Origin of the sequence: Variovorax sp. RCC_210 (assembly GCF_041355175.1) — a bacterium.
GTDB lineage: Bacteria > Pseudomonadota > Gammaproteobacteria > Burkholderiales > Burkholderiaceae_C > Variovorax.
In genome coordinates this window covers 358,910-377,496 of the sequence record NZ_JBFUPJ010000003.1, presented here as the reverse complement: position 1 = coordinate 377,496, position 18,587 = coordinate 358,910, and the positions used below count along the sequence as shown (strand labels likewise).

At 69.9% G+C, this 18,587-nt stretch carries 18 protein-coding genes; 9 read left to right on the top strand and 9 right to left on the bottom strand.

What is annotated here, in order from left to right:
• Positions 1–127: 127 nt before the first annotated feature.
• A complete protein-coding gene (locus tag AB6807_RS13755) occupies positions 128–841 on the bottom strand; it encodes a LuxR C-terminal-related transcriptional regulator (protein WP_371085003.1) in 714 nt (237 codons plus the stop codon).
• 276 nt (positions 842–1,117) lie between these two features.
• Here AB6807_RS13755 and AB6807_RS13750 point away from each other — a divergent pair, with 276 nt between their 5' ends.
• The 3 genes from AB6807_RS13750 to AB6807_RS13740 all read left to right on the top strand — a co-directional run bounded on the left by AB6807_RS13750 (position 1,118) and on the right by AB6807_RS13740 (position 5,325).
• Positions 1,118–1,627: a sigma-70 family RNA polymerase sigma factor gene (locus AB6807_RS13750; protein WP_371085002.1), complete on the top strand. Its 510-nt coding sequence runs from the start codon at positions 1,118–1,120 to the stop codon at positions 1,625–1,627.
• Positions 1,624–2,655: a FecR domain-containing protein gene (locus tag AB6807_RS13745; RefSeq protein WP_371085001.1), complete on the top strand. Its 1,032-nt coding sequence runs from the start codon at positions 1,624–1,626 to the stop codon at positions 2,653–2,655. Before AB6807_RS13750 ends, AB6807_RS13745 begins: the two co-directional genes overlap by 4 nt.
• Before the next feature lie 111 nt (positions 2,656–2,766).
• Entirely contained in the window at positions 2,767–5,325 is a 2,559-nt protein-coding gene (locus AB6807_RS13740) for a TonB-dependent siderophore receptor (RefSeq protein WP_371085000.1), read from the top strand.
• Positions 5,326–5,340: 15 nt separating this feature from the next.
• On the opposite strand, the gene AB6807_RS13735 is transcribed toward AB6807_RS13740, so the two are convergent.
• Positions 5,341–6,177 carry an IclR family transcriptional regulator gene (locus AB6807_RS13735; protein ID WP_371084999.1) on the bottom strand — a complete coding sequence of 279 codons (837 nt, stop codon included), beginning with the start codon at positions 6,175–6,177 and terminating at the stop codon, positions 5,341–5,343.
• The gene (locus AB6807_RS13730) at positions 6,161–6,841 is read right to left on the bottom strand and encodes a flavin reductase family protein (protein ID WP_371084998.1); all 681 of its coding nucleotides are present in this window, start codon (positions 6,839–6,841) and stop codon (positions 6,161–6,163) included. Before AB6807_RS13730 ends, AB6807_RS13735 begins: the two co-directional genes overlap by 17 nt.
• Before the next feature lie 268 nt (positions 6,842–7,109).
• On the opposite strand from AB6807_RS13730, the gene AB6807_RS13725 reads away from it, so the two are divergent.
• Genes AB6807_RS13725 through AB6807_RS13700 form a run of 6 tightly spaced genes read left to right on the top strand, consistent with a single transcriptional unit; the run spans position 7,110 to position 11,934 of the window.
• A complete protein-coding gene (locus AB6807_RS13725) occupies positions 7,110–8,021 on the top strand; it encodes a tripartite tricarboxylate transporter substrate binding protein (RefSeq protein ID WP_165840513.1) in 912 nt (303 codons plus the stop codon).
• Positions 8,022–8,026: 5 nt separating this feature from the next.
• Positions 8,027–8,458, top strand: coding sequence for a RidA family protein (locus AB6807_RS13720; protein ID WP_371084997.1), 432 nt, complete (start codon positions 8,027–8,029; stop codon positions 8,456–8,458).
• A gap of 38 nt (positions 8,459–8,496) precedes the next feature.
• Positions 8,497–9,384, top strand: a complete 888-nt coding sequence (locus AB6807_RS13715) for an amidohydrolase (RefSeq protein ID WP_371084996.1) — start codon at positions 8,497–8,499, stop codon at positions 9,382–9,384.
• Positions 9,381–10,289 carry a fumarylacetoacetate hydrolase family protein gene (locus tag AB6807_RS13710; RefSeq protein ID WP_371084995.1) on the top strand — a complete coding sequence of 303 codons (909 nt, stop codon included), beginning with the start codon at positions 9,381–9,383 and terminating at the stop codon, positions 10,287–10,289. The genes AB6807_RS13715 and AB6807_RS13710 overlap by 4 nt, the downstream gene beginning before the upstream one ends.
• A complete protein-coding gene (hpaH, locus tag AB6807_RS13705; protein ID WP_371084994.1) occupies positions 10,286–11,098 on the top strand; it encodes a 2-oxo-hept-4-ene-1,7-dioate hydratase in 813 nt (270 codons plus the stop codon). The genes AB6807_RS13710 and hpaH overlap by 4 nt, the downstream gene beginning before the upstream one ends.
• A gap of 14 nt (positions 11,099–11,112) precedes the next feature.
• Positions 11,113–11,934: an HpcH/HpaI aldolase/citrate lyase family protein gene (locus AB6807_RS13700; RefSeq protein WP_371084993.1), complete on the top strand. Its 822-nt coding sequence runs from the start codon at positions 11,113–11,115 to the stop codon at positions 11,932–11,934.
• A gap of 11 nt (positions 11,935–11,945) precedes the next feature.
• Here AB6807_RS13700 and AB6807_RS13695 read toward each other — a convergent pair whose 3' ends face one another.
• From AB6807_RS13695 to AB6807_RS13670, 6 genes are all read right to left on the bottom strand, one after another.
• Positions 11,946–12,863, bottom strand: coding sequence for an AraC family transcriptional regulator (locus tag AB6807_RS13695; protein WP_116913456.1), 918 nt, complete (start codon positions 12,861–12,863; stop codon positions 11,946–11,948).
• Between the two features lie 146 nt (positions 12,864–13,009).
• Positions 13,010–13,492 (bottom strand): hypothetical protein, encoded by a 483-nt coding sequence (locus AB6807_RS13690; RefSeq protein WP_371084992.1) that lies wholly within the window; start codon positions 13,490–13,492, stop codon positions 13,010–13,012.
• Between the two features lie 153 nt (positions 13,493–13,645).
• Positions 13,646–14,818: a BMP family ABC transporter substrate-binding protein gene (locus tag AB6807_RS13685; protein ID WP_371084991.1), complete on the bottom strand. Its 1,173-nt coding sequence runs from the start codon at positions 14,816–14,818 to the stop codon at positions 13,646–13,648.
• A gap of 51 nt (positions 14,819–14,869) precedes the next feature.
• On the bottom strand, positions 14,870–15,790 hold the full coding sequence (locus tag AB6807_RS13680; protein ID WP_116913371.1) for an ABC transporter permease: 921 nt from the start codon (positions 15,788–15,790) through the stop codon (positions 14,870–14,872).
• Positions 15,791–15,792: 2 nt separating this feature from the next.
• On the bottom strand, positions 15,793–16,947 hold the full coding sequence (locus tag AB6807_RS13675; RefSeq protein WP_371084990.1) for an ABC transporter permease: 1,155 nt from the start codon (positions 16,945–16,947) through the stop codon (positions 15,793–15,795).
• On the bottom strand, positions 16,940–18,478 hold the full coding sequence (locus AB6807_RS13670; protein WP_371084989.1) for an ABC transporter ATP-binding protein: 1,539 nt from the start codon (positions 18,476–18,478) through the stop codon (positions 16,940–16,942). The genes AB6807_RS13675 and AB6807_RS13670 overlap by 8 nt, the downstream gene beginning before the upstream one ends.
• Between the last annotated feature and the right edge of the window lie 109 nt (positions 18,479–18,587).

Genomic DNA, 18,587 nt, shown 5'->3' with positions numbered 1-18,587 from the left:
CCCGCGGTGGGCCGGCCCGTGCCGTCAGTGTCCAGCCCGTTGGCGCGGACTGCCGAGACGCCGTCGACCTGCGGCTGGCACGCCTGGGCCCAGGCGGCGGGCGCCACCGCTAGGCAACCCACGAAGATCAGGCAAGCAAGCCACGCGAGCGCGCCGCGAAGACCGCCTTGGTGCGCGAGGACACCGCGAGCTTCTGGTAGATGTGCTTGATGTGGCATTCGACGGTGTGCTTGGACAGGAAGAGCTGCTCGGCGATCTCGCGGTTGGTCAGGCCCTGGGCAACCAGCTGCAGGATCTCGCCCTCGCGCCGGCTGAGCACGTCGGCATCGACGTGGCCCGGCGTGGTGGCCGGCGAATGCAGCAGCTCGAGGATACGGCTGGCAATAAAGGGGTCGATGGGCGCGCCGCCGCGCAGCACGCTGCGGATCGCCAACGACAGCTCGATGTCGTCGCGCTCCTTCAGCACGTAGCCGGTGGCGCCGGCACGCAGCGCCGTGAGGATCACGTCTTCGGTGCTCCACGCCGAGATCACCAGGATGCTCAGCGCCGGATCGTCGGCGCGCAGCTGCTCGATGAGCGACACGCCGTTGCCGTCGGGCAGCTCGATGTCCACCAGCGCCAGCGCGTGCGGTTGCGCCGCGATGCAGGCCTGGGCCTGCGCGATGGTGCCGGCGAACACCAGCGCGTCGGCCTCGTAGCCGAACTGCGTCAGCAGCGTGTGGATGCGCCGCTGCATCAGCGGCTCGTCTTCCACCACCAGCACCGGCGCGGGCAGCAGGGCCTCGCGCCACTCGGGAGCGGCTTGCGTTCGCGGCGGGGCGGCGGCGGGGTCTAGCGGCATGCCGGCTCGCGGGGCGGGAAGGTCGGGGTCTTGGGGGAAGGCCGGGTCATTGGGTCTGGAGGGTTCGGAGATCGAGCGAGGTTGCGCGGGTTGCGCCGGCAGGTGGGGATGGTAGTGACACGGGTGCGCGCCGGCATCCCTGGAAGTAGGGAAACTCGAAAAGCGCGGCAGCCCGCGCAAGCCTGCGCAGGCTCACGCAAGCTCATATGGGCCCGGCAACCCATGTCGTTCGCTTAAGATGAGAGTCATTCTCAACTGACGCCTCCCGTTTTCGCCATGTCATCCGCCAATGCCGCTGCCCACGGGGCCATGCACGTGTTCTACGAAGAGCACCACGGATGGCTCAGCGCCTGGCTGCGGCGGCGGCTGGGGTGCTCGCACAGCGCGGCCGACCTGGCGCAGGACACCTTCGTGCGCGTGCTGCTGCGCCCGCAGGTGCTTCCCACGCTGCGCGAGCCGCGGGCCTATCTGTCGACGCTGGCCAAGGGCGTGGTCAGCGAGCATTGGCGCCGGCAAGCGCTGGAGCGCGCCTACCTCGAGACGCTGGCGCTGCTGCCCGAGCCTTTGGCGCTGTCGCCCGAAGAGCGGCTGGTGCTGCTGCAGACGCTCGACGAGATCGACGCCATGCTCGACGGCCTGGCGCCCAAGGCGCGCGAAGCCTTCGTGCTCTCGCAGCTCGAAGGGCTGACCTACGCGGCCATCGCCGAGCGGCTGCAGATCAGCGAGCGCACCGTCAAGCGCTACATGCAGCAAGGCTTCGAGCGTTGCCTGGCGCTGGTCGAATGAACGCCTCCGTCCGGCCACCGGCGAACCTCGCAAAGCTCACCAAACTCACGCCCCCCGGCCCGCTCGACCCCGCCGTGCTGCGCGAGGCCGCGCGCTGGCTGGTGCGCCTGCACTCGGGCGAGGCCGGCCCCGGCGACCACGCCGCCTGCGCGCGCTGGCGCGAGGCCGACGCCGCGCACGAGCAGGCCTGGCAGCGCGCGCAGCGGCTGTCGCAGAAATTCGGCGCCGTGCCACCCGCGGTCGGCATGCCGGTGCTGGCGCGCCAGGGCCGCGCGAACCGCCGCGCCGTGCTGCGCACGCTCGCGCTTTTTGCTGCGGCGGTTCCGGCCGGGTACCTGGGCTGGCGCCACATGCCGTGGCAGGCGTGGTCGTCCGACGAGCGCACCGCCACCGGCGAGCGCCGCGAGCTGCAACTGGCCGACGGCAGCCGGGTGCTGCTGGACACGGCCAGCGCCGTCGACATTCGCTTCGACGAGCGGCAGCGCACCGTGCGCCTGCGCGCGGGCGCCATCGCCGTCGTGACCGCGCCCGACCCGCTGGGCAGCAGCCGCGCGCGCCCTTTCGTGGTGGAAACCGCGCAAGGCCGGCTGCGCGCGCTGGGCACGCGCTTCACCGTGCGGCAAGAAGGCGAGGCGCAAGACCGTGGCGCCGTGCGCGTGGCCGTCACCGAAGGGGCGGTGGAAGTCACGCTGCGCAACGCCACCGCGCCGGCACTGGTGCTGCCCGCCGGACAGCAGACGGTGCTGGGCGACGCAGGCGCGGCGCCGCCCGAGCCCGTGTCCACGCAAAGCCAGGCATGGACCCGAGGCGTGCTGTACGCCGACAACATGCGGCTGGCCGACTTCTGCGCCGAGCTCGCGCGCTACCGGCCCGGCATCGTCCACTGCGCGAGCGAGGTCGGGGGCCTGCGGATTTCGGGGGCGTTCCAGCTGCGTGACACCGACTACGTGCTCTCGATGCTGGCCACCTCGCTGCCCGTGCAGGTGGTGACGCGCACGCGCTACTGGGTGAGCGTGGTGCCGGGCTGAACGCGCCGGCGCCCGAAGAATTTTTCATCTCGCTGTCCCTTTTTCGAATCTCGTCGGGCAAGCCATGGAGCCGCGCTGTGATCGCGGCACCGACAAGGAACCCAGAAGACCATGGCATTGCCACGTTTGCGCACCGGCGGCCCCGCGTGCGGCACTTTCACCCCCCTGCCCTCCGTGTCCGCCACGCGCCTGACAGGCGCCGCGCACGGTGCGCGCAGCCTCTGCCTGGCCATCGCCATCACCAGTGCTGCCGGCGCAGGCGGCGCGATGGCGCAGCAACCCGCGCCGGCCGCGGCCGCGACCGCAACCGCGAACGCAATCGCGCGTACGGCCTACGACATTCCCGCCGGCGCGCTCGGCCCGGCGCTGTCGCGCTACGCGGCCGAGGCGGGCGTCACGCTGTCCTTCGAATCCGCGCTCACCGAAGGCCGCAGCACCGCCGGCCTGCGCGGCAGCCACGCCGTGCCCGAGGGCTTCGCGCGGCTGCTCGCCAACACCGGGCTGGAGGCCGTGCCGCATGAAGGCGGCGGCTACACGCTGCGCCGCGCCACGGCCGCCGCCGCACCCGTGGCCGGTGCCGACGGCACCACGCTGAGCGAAGTGCGCGTCACCGCGCAGGCCGAGCGCAGTGCCACCACCGAAGGCTCCGGCTCGTACGCGAGCCGCATCGTCACGGTCGGCAAGGGGGAGCAGACGCTGAAGGAAATTCCGCAGTCCGTCACCGTCGTCACGCGCCAGAAGATGGACGACCAGAACCTCACCACCATCGACGCCGTGCTGGCCAACACCACCGGCATCACCATGTACAACAGCCCGATGGGCGGGCGCTACGTGTACTCGCGCGGCTTCATGGCCGACACCTACCAGTTCGACGGCGTCAACCGTGCCTTCTACTACCCGCAGGCCAACAACTTCACCAGCAACACCGCCATCCTCGACCGGGTGGAAATCGTGCGCGGCGCCACCGGCCTGCTGCAGGGCGCGGGCACGCCCAGCGCCACCATCAACATGGTGCGCAAGCGCCCGCTGGCGGACAAGCAGCTGCTGGTGTCCGCCAGCGCCGGCTCGTGGAACAACGTGCGCACCGAGGTGGATGCGACCGGCCCGCTGAACGAGGCCGGCACCCTGCGCGGCCGCGCGGTGGCCAGTTTCGAGGACCGCGACTACTTCTACGACGTGGCCAAGAGCCGCACCGGCGTGCTGTACGGCGCGCTCGAGTACGACCTGTCGCCGCAAACGCGCCTGACGCTGGGCGCGAGCTACGAGAAGCTGAAGTCGGTGCCCTTCTTCCACGGCCTGCCGCGCTACGACAACGGCGCCGACCTGCGGCTGGCCCGCTCGACCTTCCTGGGCGCCGACTGGAACCGCTGGAACAGCGAGCAGACCTCGGTGTTCACCGAGCTGGCCCACCGCTTCGACGCCGACTGGACGCTCAAGGCCACGGCCACCTACACGCGCGAGAAGCACGACATCAAGTACCTGTACTCCAACGGCGCGATCAATCCCGCGACGATGGCGGGCTCGACCACCTTCGCCGGCCTGTTCGACTTCGGCACCGACAACAAGGGCCTCGACGTGGCGGTCGACGGCAAGTTCGACGCCTTCGGCCGGCGCCATGCGCTGAGCTTCGGCGCCAACACCGGGCGCATGGTGAGCCGGGGCGACTTCGGGCTGATCGCGCTGGGCGTGCGCAACGACGTGCTGAACCCCGACCACCAGATCGGCGAACCGGTCACGGCCGACTTTCTCGCGCGGCGCTACCGCGGCGCCGCCACCGTCACCGAGATGACGCAGTCGGGTGCCTACGGCGTGGCCCGCTTCAGCGTGAGCGACCCGCTCACGCTGGTGCTGGGCGCGCGCGTGTCGCGCTACAAATGGACCAGCCGTCTGCGCGACACCGGCGAGGCCTACGACGACCCCTACCGCGAAAGCGGCGTGCTCACGCCCTACGGCGGCCTGGTGTATGCGCTGAACAAGCAGTGGTCGGCCTACGTGAGCTACGCCGACATCTTCCAGCCGCAGAACGCGGTGACGGCCGCGGGCGTCATGCTCGACCCGATCAAGGGCAAGAACTACGAGGCCGGGCTCAAGGGCGAGCTGATGGACGGCAAGGTCAACGCATCGCTCGCGGTGTTTCGCATCGACCAGAGCAACCGCGCCGAGCAGGACATGGTGAACCCTTGTTCGGTGGGCGCGTACTGCTACGTTTCGAGCGGGCGGGTGCGCAGCCAGGGCGTCGACGCGGAGATCAGCGGCGAGATCGCGCGCGGCTGGCAGGTCTTCGGCGGCTACACGCTCAACAGCTTCCGATACCTCGACGACACCTCCAACGCCGGCGTGGCCTTCGCCAGCACCTACACGCCCAAGCACATCCTGCGGCTGTGGACCGACTACCGCCTGCCCGGCGCGCTGAACGCGTGGACCGTGGGCGGCGGCGTCAACTTCCAGAGCGAGAGCTCGCGCACCACCGGCAACATCAAGATCGCGCAGCCCGCGTACGCGGTGTGGACCGCGCGCGTGAGCTACCAGATCAACCGCAGCTGGTCGCTGGCGCTGAACGTGAGCAACCTGTTCGACAAGGTCTACTACCAGACGGTGGGCGCGCCGGGGTGGGGTAATTTCTACGGGGAGCCGCGCAATGCGACGGTGACGTTGCGCGGGAGGTTTTGAAACGGGCGGCGCGCCTCAGCCGCGCCGCGCAGACTTCCGCCGCGCCAGCTCCGCCGCCTGCGCCCCGATCAACCGCGCCCTCGCCCGCATCTGCTCGACCACGCCCTGCACCCGCGCGTCGGGCAGGCGCTCGGTGATGGTCGCGATGGCAAGGCCGGCGACCGTGCGGCCATCGGCCAGGCAGATCGGCACCGCGACTGCGCGCGAGCCCGGCACCACGCCGACCGGGGCATAGGCATAGCCCTGCGCGCGCGTGCGCACCGCGCGCTCCAGCAGTTCGGCCGGGTCGACGTGCAGGGCCTCGAGCCGTCTCGCGTTGCGCCGCACCACGTCCGCCGCCTCGTCGGCCGGCAGCGACGCCAGCAGCACCAGGCCGCTCACGCCCACGCCCAGCGGGCGGCGCGCGCCGATCTCGATGGACAGCACCTTCACCGGAAAACTGCCGGGCCGGCGGTCGATGCACACGGAGTCGGTGCCGTTGCGGATGGTGAGGAACGCGGTGTCGCCCAGGCTCTCGCTCAGGTGGCGCAGGTGCGGCTCGGCGATGGCCTGGATGGGAAAGCGGCTCGCGCGCGCCAGCCCCAGCAGCGACACCTCGCCGCCCACCAGGTAGCGGCGCGTGGCCAGGTCCTGCTCCACCGCGCCCTCTTCCACCAGCACGCGCAGCAGGCGGTGCACGGTCGGGCGGTTCAGGCCGGTGTGGCTCACCACGTCGGTCAGCCGAACGCCGCGCTCCTGCCCCGTGGCCAGCACGCGCAACACCGCCAGCGCACGGCGCACGCTCTGCGCGCCGGCCGTGGTGCCTTCACCTTCGCCCCCGCCTTCGCCTTCGTCGTCAGCCGCGGTTGCCATCGGTGACCGCGTCCGTCACTGCACCTGTCACCGCCCCCATCACCGCTCCCATCACCGACTTGGGCGTCTGCTGCATGCCGCGCAGCGTGACGATCTCGCCCAGCGTCGCGTAGTTCGGCCCGCCGATGCGGCAGACCGGGTCGAGCGCGCGGGTGTCGACCTTGCCGTCGCGCATCAGGCCGTCGCGCAAGTGAAACGCCGTGACCTCTCCCACGAAGAACTCGGCGCCCGTCTCGCCGAAGGCAATCACGCGCTCTAGCCTGCACTCCATGCTGACCGGCGCGTCCGCCAGGCGTGGCACGCGCACCGTGCTGCTCGGCAAGGTGCCCAGGCCGAGCAGCTCGGCCTCGCTCACGTCGGGCGCGTGCTCGGCGCTGCTCTCGTGGATGGCGACCATCTGCGAGGCGTCGCCGATGTTCACCACGAACTCGCCCAGCGCATGGATGTTGGCGCCCGTGTCCTTGCGCTGGCCCGCCTTGCGGCCGATGTTCACGCCCAGCAGCGGCGGCTTGTTCGACACGAAGGTGAAGCAGGAGAACGGCGCGAGATTGACCACGCCGCCGGGCGACAGCGTGGTGATCCACGCGATGGGACGCGGCACGACGATGCCGCTCATCAGGCGGTAGGTGGCTTCGGGCGACAGGTCGCCAGCGGCGAAAAACATGGCAGGGCCTCGTGAGGTGGCTGGGGCCCCGATTGTGGTCAGGCCCGCGGCGGCGCCGAATGGCGACTTCAGAAAAACATCCACGATATGGAACAACGCGAGGATATTGCATTGCAGCATCCGAGTGCCGGTTCTTAGAGTTCACAGGTCGCCGATCAAACCGCAGCGAACGCGCGGTGCCGGTGCCGAACCAGGAGACAAAGAATTGAAAGAACTCATCGCCACCCTCGCCGTGGCCACGTGCGCGGGCCTTGCCGCGCTGCCCGCCATGGCGCAAGACGCCTGGCCCGACAAACCCGTGAAGCTGGTGCTGCCCTATCCGCCGGGCGGCAACGTGGACGGCGCGGCGCGCATCATCAGCGAGCAGCTGCAGGCCGTGTTCAAGCAGCCCTTCATCGTGGACAACCGCCCCGGTGCCGGCGGCATGATCGCCGCGGAATACGCGGCCAAGTCGGCGCCCGACGGCTACACCTTCTTCATGGGTGCGAACGGGCCCATTCTTTTCTCGCCGACCATCTTCAAGCGCAACGCCTACGACTGGAAGAAGGACTTCGCGCCGGTCAGCTCGGTGTCGTTCACGCCGCTGGTGCTGCAGGTGCACCCTTCCACGCCCTACAAGACGGTGGCCGACCTGGTGGCCGAGGGCAAGAAGCCCGGCAACACGCTGACCATGGCCTCGCCCGGCGCCGGCACGCAGAACCACCTGGTGAGCGAGTACCTGCAGCGCGAAAGCGGCGCGCACTGGACCACGGTGCACTACAAGGGCAACGCGCCGGCCACCACCGACCTGCTGGGCGGCCAGGTGCAGTTCAACTTCGACCAGATCTCGGTGGCCGGCCCCTTCATCCAGCAGGGCCGCACGCGCGCGCTGGCCGTCACGTCGCCCAAGCGGCTGCCGCAGCTGCCCGACGTGCCGACGCTGCAGGAGTCGGGCTTCAAGGACTTCAGCACCGAGACCTTCACCGGCATCCTCGCGCCGCGCGCGACGCCCAAGGAGATCGTGGCGCGCCTGTCCGAGGCGCTGCAGAAGATCCTCGCGGACAAGGCCGTGCAGGCCCGCTTCCAGACGCTGGGCTCCGAGGCCCGCGGCAGCACGCCCGCGCAGTTCACCCAGTTCCTGACCAAGGAAGACGCGCGGTGGATGCCCGTGATCAAGCAAGCCAACATCACCGCCGAATGAGCGCCATGACGTCCACAGCCGCACCGGCCACGCCAGCCACACCGGCCACGGCCTCCGTGCGCACCAGCATCTACATCGACGGCTTCGGCCACAAGAACCCGATTCCGGCGGCCTGCCGCGTCGGCCCGCTGCTGGAGAGCGGCAGCATCCAGGGCAACGACCCCGCCACCGGCAAGCCGGCCGACGCCATCGAGGCGCAGTGCCGCTTCATGCTCGACAACGTGCGCCGCATCGTCGAGGCGGCGGGCGGCGGCACGCAGCACATCGTGAAGCTCACCGTGTGGATGAAGGACCGCAGCCAGCGCCCCGCGCTCAACGTGCCCTGGCTGGAGATGTTCCCCGACGCCGCCTCGCGGCCCGCGCGCCACGCCATCGTCGCGCCCGAGCTCGACATGGGCAAGCTGGTGGAGTGCAGCTTCACCGCGTGGATCGCCTGATTTCCCACCACCCGCTCAAGCGCCTTCAGAACCCACACATGCCCGACTACCTCCCCTTCGACCCCCATCCGCGCGCGCCTGTGCCGCTGCCGCCCGCGCTGTCGTGCGACAGCCAGTTCCACGTGTTCGGCCCGCGCGAGCAATACCCCGTGCGCCCCAACGCCGCCTATGAAATGCCCAGCGCCACCTGGCAGGTCGCGCAGAAGCTGCACGCCACGCTGGGCATCGCGCGCGGCGTGATCGTGCAGGCCACCACCTACGGCGCCGACCACACGGTGGTGCTCGACGCGCTCGCGGGCCTGAACGCCGGCGGCCCGCGGCGCTACATGGCCTGCGCCAACGCCGCCGTGCTCACCGAGCGCGACGACGCCTACCTGCACAAGCTGCACGACGCCGGCGTGCGCGGCGCGCGCTTCACGCGCGGCGGCCTGGGCATCAGCCTGAGCGCGGCCGAGCAGGCGCGCGCCTTCGCCCGCGTGAAGGAGCTGGGCTGGTACGTGAAGGTGCAGCCCGAGCCCCACGGCATCGCCGAGCAGCTCGCCACCTTCGAGTCGCTCGACGTGCCCGTGCTGCTCGACCACATGGGCCGCGCCGACCCGGCGCGCGGCGACGCCGACGCGAGCCTCGCGCGCATGCTCGAACTGTTCGGGCGCGGCAACTTCTGGGTGATGCTGTCGCTGTCCGAGAAGCTCTCGAAGACCGGCGAGCCCTGGAACGACGTGGTGCCGCTCGCGCAGCGGCTGATCGCGGCCGCGCCCGACCGCTGCGTGTGGGGCAGCGACTGGCCGCACCCCGTGTCGGTGAAGCAGCCGCCCAACGAGGGCGCGCTGCTGGAGCTGCTCTACCGCTTCGCGCCCGATGCCGCCGTGCGCCAGAAGATTCTTGTCGACAACCCCGCCCGCTTCTTTGGATTCGAGACCGCATGAAACTCATCAGCTACCTGCACGGCGGGGCCTCGCACTGGGGCTGCGTCATCGGTGACGGCGACAGCAACAGCGACGGCCAAGGTGTGGTCGACCTGGGCCGCCGCCTGCCCGCCTTCGCGTCGGTGTCCGCGCTGCTGGAAGGCGGCGAGGCCGCGCTGGCCCAGGCCCGCCAGGCGGCCGAAGGCGCCGCGCCCGACCACGCGCTGGCCGACGTGCGCCTTGCGCTGCCCATCGCGCGGCCGCGCCGCGTGTTCTGCATCGGCGTGAACTACGCGCACCGCAACGCCGAGTACAAGGACGGCAGCGACCTGCCGAAGTACCCGAGCATCTTCATGCGCGTGGCCGAATCCTTCGTGGGCCACGGCGAGCCGCTGCAGCAGCCGCTCGAATCGCAGCAGCTCGACTACGAGGGCGAGATCGCCATCGTCATCGGCCGCCGCGCGCGCCGCGTGAAGGGCGACGAGGCCCTGGCCTGCATCGCCGGCCTCACCTGCATGAACGAAGGCACGGTGCGCGACTGGGTGCACCACGCCAAGTTCAACGTCACGCAGGGCAAGAACTTCAACGCCTCGGGCGCCATCGGCCCGTGGATCGTCACGGCCGACGAATTTCCGCAGGGCTACGGCGCGCTGCGCGTGCAGACGCGCGTGAACGGCGAGCCGCGCCAGGACGACACCACCGCGCACCTGATGTTCGACTTTTCGTACCTCATCGGCTACCTGTCGACCTTCACCACGCTGGAGCCCGGCGACATCATCGCCACCGGCACGCCGACCGGCGCGGGCATTCGCTTCGACCCGCCGAAGTTCCTGCAACCGGGCGACGTGGTCGAGGTCGAGGTGAGCGGCGTGGGCGTGCTGCGCAACGGGGTGCGGGCCGAGCAGGCCGAAGGAGCTGCCGCATGAGCCTGGACGCCAGCACCCTTTCGCAGGCCGCCGAGCGGCTGGAGCAGGCGCAGCACACGCGCGTGGCCTGCCGCCAGTTCTCGCTGGACTACCCCGACATGAGCATCGACGACGCCTACGCGATCCAGCATGCGTGGATGCAGCTCAAGCTGCGCAACGGCCGCACGGTGAAGGGCCACAAGATCGGGCTGACCTCCAAGGCCATGCAGCGCGCGGTGAACATCGCCGAGCCCGACTACGGCACGCTGCTGGACGACATGTTCTACCGCGACGGCGCGGTGATTCCGACCGAGTGCTTTCTGCAGCTGAAGATCGAGGCCGAGCTGGCCTTCGTGCTGGCGCGGCCGCTGTCGGGGCCCGACTGCACGCTGTTCGACGTGCTCGACGCCACCGCCTACGTGACGCCCGCGCTCGAGATACTCGACGCGCGCATCCAGCGCGTCGACCCCGAGACCCAGCGCACACGCAACGTGTTCGACACCATTTCCGACAACGCGGCCAACGCGGCGCTGGTGCTGGGCGGGCGGCCCTTCAAGCCGGCGCTGGTCGACGCGGACATGCGGCGCATCGGCGCCATCGTGAGCCGCAACGGCGAGGTCGAGGAAACCGGCCTGGCCGCCGGCGTGCTCAACCACCCGGGCTACGGCGTGGCCTGGCTGGCCAACCGGCTGCACCGCTTCGGCGTGACGCTGGAGGCCGGGCAGGTCATCCTGGCGGGCTCGTTCATCCGGCCGATCGAGGTCGGCAAGGGCGACACCGTGGTGGCCGACTATGGCGATTTCGGCACCGTGTCGTGCCACTTCGGTTGAACGCGGTGAATGCCATGCCGGTGCCGGCGAACCATTTCAAGCGTGCGCTCGCCGCCGGCGTGCCGCAGATCGGCCTGTGGTCCACGCTGCCCGACCCTTATGTGTCGGAGATCGTCGCGGGCGCGGGCTTCGACTGGGTGCTGCTCGACACCGAGCACACGCCCACCGACGTGCCGCACATGCTGCACCAGCTGCAGGCGGTGAGCGCGGCAGTACCGGCCAACGCCGCGCGGCCCACCTCGGCCGTGGTGAGGCCCGACTGGAACGACACGGTGCTCATCAAGCGCTACCTCGACATCGGCGCGCAGAGCCTGCTGCTGCCCTTCGTGCAGAACGCGACCGAGGCACAGGCCGCGGTGCGCGCCACGCGCTACGCCCCGCACGGCGTGCGCGGCATGGGCGGCTCGACGCGCGCCTCGAACTTCGGGCGCACCCGCGACTACGTGGCCGCCGCGCAAGACGAGCTCTGCGTGCTGGTGCAGGTGGAAACACGCGAGGCGCTGGACCATCTCGACGAGATCGTGGCGGTCGACGGCGTGGACGGCGTCTTCATCGGCCCGGCCGACCTGTCGGCGAGCCTGGGCCACCCGGGCGACCCGGGGCACCCGGAGGTCAGGGGCGCGATCGACGACGCGATACGCCGCATCCGCGCCGGCGGCAAGGCGCCCGGCATCCTGATGCTCGATGAAGCGAGGGCGCGCGAATGCCTGGACCTGGGCGCGCTCTTCGTGGCGGTGGCGATGGACCTGCAGATACTGGCGCGCGGCGCCGAGGCGGCGGCGGCGCGCTTCCAGGCGCGCAACGGGGATGCGCGTTCGGGCCCGGTGGCGTACTGACCGGCCCGCGCTCAGCCTGCGTTGAGCCGCCGCCAGCGTGCCGGCGAAGTGCCCATCTGCGCGGAGAACACCCGCGTCAGATGGCTCTGGTCGGCAAAGCCGCAGGCCGCGGCGATGTCCACGATCGGCAGGTCGGCCTGCGCCAGCAGGCGCCGCGCCGCCTCCACGCGCTGCGACACCAGCCACGCATGCGGCGTCTGGCCCGTGGTCTGCTTGAAGGCCTTGCTGAAATGGCCGCGCGACAACGCGCACTCGCTCGCCACCTCGGCCAGCGACACGTCTCCGGCCAAATGCTCGATCAGGAAGGCCTTGGCGCGCCGCTCCTGCCAGGGCGCCAGCCCGCGCGGCTCGGCGTTGGCCGCGCCGGCCACGCCGCCGTAGGCGTGCAGCACGTGCGCCTTCAGCGCCAGCGTGAGGTGGTCGACGAACAGCCTGCTCGCCGTTTCGGGCCGTAGCAGCGCGGGCAGCATGGCCCGGCCGATGTTCGCCACCACGGGGTCGAGCGTGCCGGCCTCGCAGCGCAGCGCACCCACGCGCGGCACGTGCATTTCTTGCGCGAACGAATCGAGGGTGGCGCGCGGCATGTGGAACAGCATCGAATGGAACGGGCTGAACACGTAGGCCGAGGCGCATTCGCTCAGGTCGGCGATGTGCAGCGCGCCTTCGTGCTGCAAGCCCAGCCGCAGCGTGGCGCCGCCCTTGCAGATGCTGCGGCTGCCGCCGGAGTCGATTTCCACGCTGAGCACGAAGGCGTCTTCGCTGGGCAGCGGCGGCAGCACGAACAGGTGCGGCTGGTCGTAGTGCATGCACGCGATGCCAAGCTCCGAGCCCCAGCGCGAGGTGCTGACCAGCGAGGGCACGGCATCGATGCCGTACTGCCTGGCCAGGTGCTGGCCGAAGCGGTTGTCTTGGCAGGTGGGCGTCGGCATGCGGCGCATGTTATGCCCGCCAGCCTGTCTTGTGATGACACGGGTCATCGCCGGGGGCCGGTTTCAGTCGCGGGCCAGCTCCGTCCTGGCTGCGATCGCCCTCTCGCAAATACCAGAGGACACCAGGGGACACCGAGTGAAGCCTCTCAGCGGCGGCCCGCCCTCTTCTTTTGGTCACGGCATTGTTTTTCCAGCGGCCCGTCGTCTCCGCCCGCGTCCAGCCCGGCATAGACGCCGCAGGGCCACTCGAGCCGGGTGAGGTACCAGTACGGCGGCTCGCTGGCGCAGATGTCCATTTCCTTGACCTTCCATTGGCCCGCGGATTTCTTCAGCACCACCCACAGCATCTTGTCCAGGTCCGGATGGCATTCGGTCTTCGCCCAGTCGGGCGAGCCGCCCGAAGGCGACACCAGCTCGCCAGTCAGCACGGCCCAGCCGGCGTCCACGTTCAACACGCCGACCTTGATCCTGACGGGCTGCCCCGCCTTGCCGGCCGCCACCGGGCGGGCCGCGTCGAGCACCGCGCGCCGCTCGGCGGCGTCCATGGCGCTCGCCGGAGCGGCCCACATGGCGACCAGCGCGAGCAGGCCGAGCAGCGCCGCGCGCCATTCGAAGACACGGCGCTTCATGCACCACGCACCCCGGCGATCTTTGCGCCCGCACTTGCAACTCGAATTCATCTCTTGCATCTCCCTGCGTTCGGGCCTGTCCAGAATCGACAACGGGCCACCCCCTTGCAGGGGTGGCCCGTGAACCGGTCAGCCTGAAACTGACTTGCTGAATTACTTCTTGTCGCCGCCCGGCACCTTGCCTTCCACGCCCTTGACGTAGAAGTTCACGCCCGACAGGAACTTGTCGTCGGCCACGGCGTCCTTGGCGACCACTTCCTTGCCGTCCTGGCCCAGGATCGGGCCCTTCCAGATCACGAAGCTGCCGTCCTTCAGGCCCTTCTTCACTTCCTCGACCTTGGCCTTGGCTTCGGGCGGCACGTCTTCGGCGATCGACACGAGGTCGATGGCGCCTTCCTTCACGCCCCACCACGCCTGGCCGGTGGCCCACTTGCCGTCCAGCGCTTCCTGCGTGGCCTTGATGTAGTACGGCGCCCAGTTGATGGTGGCCGAGGCCAGGTGGGCCTTGGGGCCGTAGGCGGTCATGTCGGAGTCCCAGCCGAAGGCGCGCTTGCCCTTTTCCTGCGCGGTCTTCAGCACGGCCGGCGAGTCGGTGTTCTGGAACAGCACGTCGGCGCCGCCGTTGATGAGGGCGGTGGCGGCTTCGGTTTCCTTCGGCGGGCTGAACCACTCGTTCACCCACACGACCTTGGTCGTGATCTTCGGGTTGACCGACTGCGCGCCCAGCGTGAAGCTGTTGATGTTGCGCAGCACTTCGGGAATGGGCACCGAGCCGACCACGCCCAGCGTGTTGCTCTTGGTCATGGCACCGGCGATCACGCCGGCCATGTACGCGCCTTCGTACGTGCGGCTGTCGTAGGTGCGCATGTTCTCGGCCGTCTTGTAGCCGGTGGCGTGCTCGAACTTCACGTCCTTGCTGTCGGCCGCGACCTTCAGCATGGGTTCCATGTAGCCGAAGGTGGTGCCGAAGATGAGCTTGTTGCCCTGGCCGACCATGTCGCGGAACACGCGCTCGGCGTCGGCGCCTTCGGGCACGCTTTCGACGAAGGTGGTCTTGATCTTGTCGCCGAATTCCTTCTCCAGCGCCTTGCGGGCGTTGTCGTGCGCGAAGGTCCAGCCGCCGTCGCCGACCGGGCCGATGTACGCGAACGCCACGTTCAGCGGCGCTGCCGGTGCCGGCGCGGCCGCGGCGGGTGCCGGAGCCGGTGCGGGCGCCGCTGCCGGTGCTGCCGCTTCTTCTTTCTTGCCGCAGCCGATCAGGGCCGCCGAAGCGACCGCCGTGAGGGCGGCCAGCTTGAGCAGGGAGCGCTTGTTCAGATCATTCATTGTCGAAAATCCTCAAAAAAGGACGGGTTGGCGGAAAAACGAAAAACGCGATTATGAGCCGGGGTAGAACGGTTTCCCGATGGAAGCCGGCATGTTCGCGCGGATGAACGCGGGGTTGCGCGAGATCAGCGCCAGCACCACGATGGGCGCGATGTACTGCAGCATGCTGAGGAACTGCGCCGGCACGTCGACGCCGCTGCTCTGCAGGTGAAAGCCCAGCATCGACACGCCGCCGAACAGGTACGCGCCCAGCAGCACGCGCATCGGCCGCCAGGTGGCGAAGGTGGTGAGCGCCAGCGCGATCCAGCCGCGCCCCGCCACCATGCCCTCGACCCACAGCGGGGTGTACACGGTCGACAGGTAGGCGCCCGCCAGCCCGCACAGCGCGCCGCCGGCAATCACCGCCAGGAAGCGGATGCGCCGCACCGGGTAGCCCAGCGCATGCGCCGACTCGGGCGACTCGCCGACCGAGCGCAGCACCAGCCCAGCGCGCGTGCGGTACAGGAACCAGATGAGCCCCACGGTGAGCACCACCGCGAAATACACCATCGGGTGATGGCGGAACAGCGCCGGGCCCACCAGCGGAATGTCGCTGAGCACCGGAATCGCGTAGGACACGCTTTCGGGCAGCTTGGCCTGCACGAAGTTGATGCCGGCAAAGGCCGAGAAGCCCACGCCGAACAGGCTCAGCGCCAGGCCGGTCGCGTACTGGTTGGTGTTGAGCCAGATGACCAGCACGCCGAAAAAGGCCGCCAGCAAGGCGCCCGCCGCCATGCCGGCCAGAAAGCCCAGCCAGGGGTTGTGCGTGACGACCACGGTGGCGAAGCCCGCGATGGCCGCGCACAGCATCAGGCCCTCGGCGCCCAGGTTGACGATGCCGGCCTTCTCGTTGATGAGCAGGCCCAACGCCGCAATGGCGAGCACGGTGCCCGCGCTCAAGGTGGAGCCGAGCAGGAGTGCGTAGCTTTCCATGGTCAGTGGCCCCCTTCGGTGACGCTCGCGACAGGCGCGGTGATCGGTGTGCTGGCCTGCAGCGAGGCCGTGCCGGAGGTGATGGCCGCGGCTGCCTTGGCGGCGGCCTTGCGCCGGATGCGGTAGGCAATGAGCGTGTCGCAGCCCAGCAGCGTGAACAGCAGCAGGCCCTGGAACACGCCGGTGAGCGACTTGGGCAGCCCCAGGCGCGACTGCGCGAGCTCGCCGCCGATGTAGAACATGCTCATCAGGATGGCCGAGAAGATCATGCCCACCGGATGCAGCCGCCCGACGAAGGCCACGATGATGGCCGCGAAGCCGTAGCCCGCGGGCACGTACGGCGTGAGCTGGCCCAGCGGGCCGGCCACTTCGAGCGCACCGGCCAGCCCGGCCGCGCCGCCCGAGGTGAGCAGCGCGATCCACACCGCGCGGCGCGCCGAGAAACCGGCGTAGCGCGAGGCCGCGGGCGCCAGGCCGCCCACCTGCTGCGCGAAGCCCGCGCGCGTGCGGAACAGGAACACCCACAGCGCGCCCGCCCCCACCAGCGCGATGACCAGCCCGATGGTCACGCGCGAGCCCTTGAACAGGCGCGGTATCTGCGTGACCGCCTCGAAGGTCTTCGACTGCGGAAAGTTGTAGCCGTGCGGGTCTTTCCAGGGCCCGTAGACCATGTAGCCCAGCAGCAGCGTGGCCACGTAGACGAGCATCAGGCTCACCAGGATTTCATTGGCGTTGCACTTGTCGCGCAGGAACGCGACGATGCCCGCCCACACCATGCCGCCCAGGATGCCCGCGACCAGGATGGCCGCCACGATCCACTGGCCGGTGTTCTTGTCGGCCAGCAGCGCCACGCCGCCCGCCGCGATGGCGCCGAACACGAACTGCCCCTCGGCGCCGATGTTCCACACGTTCGAGCGGAAGCACACGGCCAGCCCCAGCGCGATGATGAGCAGCGGCGTGGCCTTGACCATCAGCTCGCCGATGGCGTAGCCGTTCTTGATGGGCTCGTAGAAGAACACCAGCAGGCCCTTCACCGGGTCCTTGCCGAGCGCGGCGAACAGCGCCACGCCGATGAGCACGGTGATCAGCAGCGCCAGGATCGGAGAGGCGTAGCTCCAGAAGCGCGACAGCTCCGGGCGGGGTTCGAGCTTAAACATGGGCTGCTTCCTTCGTGGCGGGGGCCGCGCCTGCGGCGTCCCACAGGCCGCTCATCCACTCGCCGACCTGCGGCAGCGTGGCCGCGGCGCGGTCGATGGACGGCGACAGCCGGCCCTTGGCAATGACGTGCAGGCGGTCGCAGATGTTGAACAGCTCGTCGACCTCCTCGCTGATGACCAGCACGGCGCAGCCGGCGTCGCGCAGCGCGAGTATTTCGGCATGGATGAGCGCGGCGGCGCCCACGTCCACGCCCCAGGTCGGCTGCGAGACGATGAAGAGCTTGGGGTTGGCGTCGATCTCGCGCCCGACGATGAACTTCTGCAGGTTGCCGCCCGACAGCGAGCGAGCGGCTGCTTTCGGGCCGCCGGCCTTGACCTTGAAGCGCTCGATGATGCCCCGGGCCTGGCGCTCCAGCGCGCCGGTGCGAATCCAGCCGCCCCGGCCCACCGCGTCGCTGCGCGTGAGCAGCAGGTTGTGCGCGAGCCCCAGCGTGGGCACGGCGCCGCGGCCCAGCCGCTCTTCCGGCACGAAGTGCAGGCCCAGTGCGCGGCGCGCGCGCGGGCGCAGCCGGCCGGCCGGCTTGTCGAACACCCGCACCATGGCGGCCTCGGCGCGCACGTCTTCGCCCGACAGCGTGTACAGCAGCTCGCGCTGCCCGTTGCCCGACACGCCGGCAATGCCGACGACCTCGCCCGCGCGCACGTCGAACGAAATGCCGTCGAGGTCCATGCCGAACTGGTCTTCGCGCGCCAGCGACAGCCCCTGCACGCGCAGCGCCACGGCGCCCGCGTGCACCGGGCGGTGCTGCAGCGGCGGCGGCTCGCTGCCGATCATCAGGCGCGACAGCGACTGCGTGCTCTCGTTCTGCGGGTTGCACACGCCCGTGACCTTGCCGCCGCGCAGCACGGTGCAGGCGCTGCACAGCTCCTGGATCTCGTGCAGCTTGTGGCTGATGTAGAGAATGCTGCAGCCCTCCGACGACAGCTTCTTCAGCACCGTGAACAGCTTGACGACCGCCTGCGGCGTGAGCACCGAGGTCGGCTCGTCGAGGATGAGCAGCTTGGGGTTGGTGAGCAGCGAGCGGATGATTTCCACCCGCTGCATCTCGCCCACCGACAGCGTGTGCACCGGGCGCGCGGGGTCGATGTCGAGCCCGTATTCGCTGGCCTTGGCCGTGATGCTGCGCGCCACCTCGGCCAGCTGCAGCGACTTGTCCAGCCCCAGCCACACGTTCTCGGCCACGGTAAGGGTGTCGAACAGGCTGAAGTGCTGGAACACCATGCTGATGCCCAGCGCCCTGGCCTGCTGCGGGTTGCGCAGGTTGACGGCCTGGCCGTCGAAGGTGACGGTGCCTTCGTCGGGCTTGACCGACCCGTAGATGATCTTCATCAGGGTCGACTTGCCGGCCCCGTTCTCGCCGAGCACGGCATGGATTTCGCCGGGCGCGACCGACAGGGAGATGTCGCTGTTGGCCACCACCGCGGGGTACCGCTTGGTGATGTGCGCGAGCTGGAGTCTGGGGGTTGTCATGCCGGTTCTTCGTGGGTTGTCTCGTTCAACATCGACGGGGGCGGTGTACAGCTATAAGTTTAATAGCGTCTCCACCCCCCGCCCTTCCCCGGCCGCGGCTCCCCGGAAT

What these genes read in the sequence shown, in the direction of transcription:
- AB6807_RS13755 (WP_371085003.1), bottom strand. Translation starts at nt 841, where the DNA reads ATGCCGCTAGACCCCGCCGCCGCCCCGCCGCGAACGCAAGCCGCTCCC.
- AB6807_RS13750 (WP_371085002.1), top strand. Translation starts at nt 1,118, where the DNA reads ATGTCATCCGCCAATGCCGCTGCCCACGGGGCCATGCACGTGTTCTAC.
- AB6807_RS13745 (WP_371085001.1), top strand. Translation starts at nt 1,624, where the DNA reads ATGAACGCCTCCGTCCGGCCACCGGCGAACCTCGCAAAGCTCACCAAA.
- AB6807_RS13740 (WP_371085000.1), top strand. Translation starts at nt 2,767, where the DNA reads ATGGCATTGCCACGTTTGCGCACCGGCGGCCCCGCGTGCGGCACTTTC.
- AB6807_RS13735 (WP_371084999.1), bottom strand. Translation starts at nt 6,177, where the DNA reads ATGGCAACCGCGGCTGACGACGAAGGCGAAGGCGGGGGCGAAGGTGAA.
- AB6807_RS13730 (WP_371084998.1), bottom strand. Translation starts at nt 6,841, where the DNA reads ATGTTTTTCGCCGCTGGCGACCTGTCGCCCGAAGCCACCTACCGCCTG.
- AB6807_RS13725 (WP_165840513.1), top strand. Translation starts at nt 7,110, where the DNA reads ATGGCGCAAGACGCCTGGCCCGACAAACCCGTGAAGCTGGTGCTGCCC.
- AB6807_RS13720 (WP_371084997.1), top strand. Translation starts at nt 8,027, where the DNA reads ATGACGTCCACAGCCGCACCGGCCACGCCAGCCACACCGGCCACGGCC.
- AB6807_RS13715 (WP_371084996.1), top strand. Translation starts at nt 8,497, where the DNA reads ATGCCCGACTACCTCCCCTTCGACCCCCATCCGCGCGCGCCTGTGCCG.
- AB6807_RS13710 (WP_371084995.1), top strand. Translation starts at nt 9,381, where the DNA reads ATGAAACTCATCAGCTACCTGCACGGCGGGGCCTCGCACTGGGGCTGC.
- hpaH (WP_371084994.1), top strand. Translation starts at nt 10,286, where the DNA reads ATGAGCCTGGACGCCAGCACCCTTTCGCAGGCCGCCGAGCGGCTGGAG.
- AB6807_RS13700 (WP_371084993.1), top strand. Translation starts at nt 11,113, where the DNA reads ATGCCGGTGCCGGCGAACCATTTCAAGCGTGCGCTCGCCGCCGGCGTG.
- AB6807_RS13695 (WP_116913456.1), bottom strand. Translation starts at nt 12,863, where the DNA reads ATGCCGACGCCCACCTGCCAAGACAACCGCTTCGGCCAGCACCTGGCC.
- AB6807_RS13690 (WP_371084992.1), bottom strand. Translation starts at nt 13,492, where the DNA reads ATGAAGCGCCGTGTCTTCGAATGGCGCGCGGCGCTGCTCGGCCTGCTC.
- AB6807_RS13685 (WP_371084991.1), bottom strand. Translation starts at nt 14,818, where the DNA reads ATGAATGATCTGAACAAGCGCTCCCTGCTCAAGCTGGCCGCCCTCACG.
- AB6807_RS13680 (WP_116913371.1), bottom strand. Translation starts at nt 15,790, where the DNA reads ATGGAAAGCTACGCACTCCTGCTCGGCTCCACCTTGAGCGCGGGCACC.
- AB6807_RS13675 (WP_371084990.1), bottom strand. Translation starts at nt 16,947, where the DNA reads ATGTTTAAGCTCGAACCCCGCCCGGAGCTGTCGCGCTTCTGGAGCTAC.
- AB6807_RS13670 (WP_371084989.1), bottom strand. Translation starts at nt 18,478, where the DNA reads ATGACAACCCCCAGACTCCAGCTCGCGCACATCACCAAGCGGTACCCC.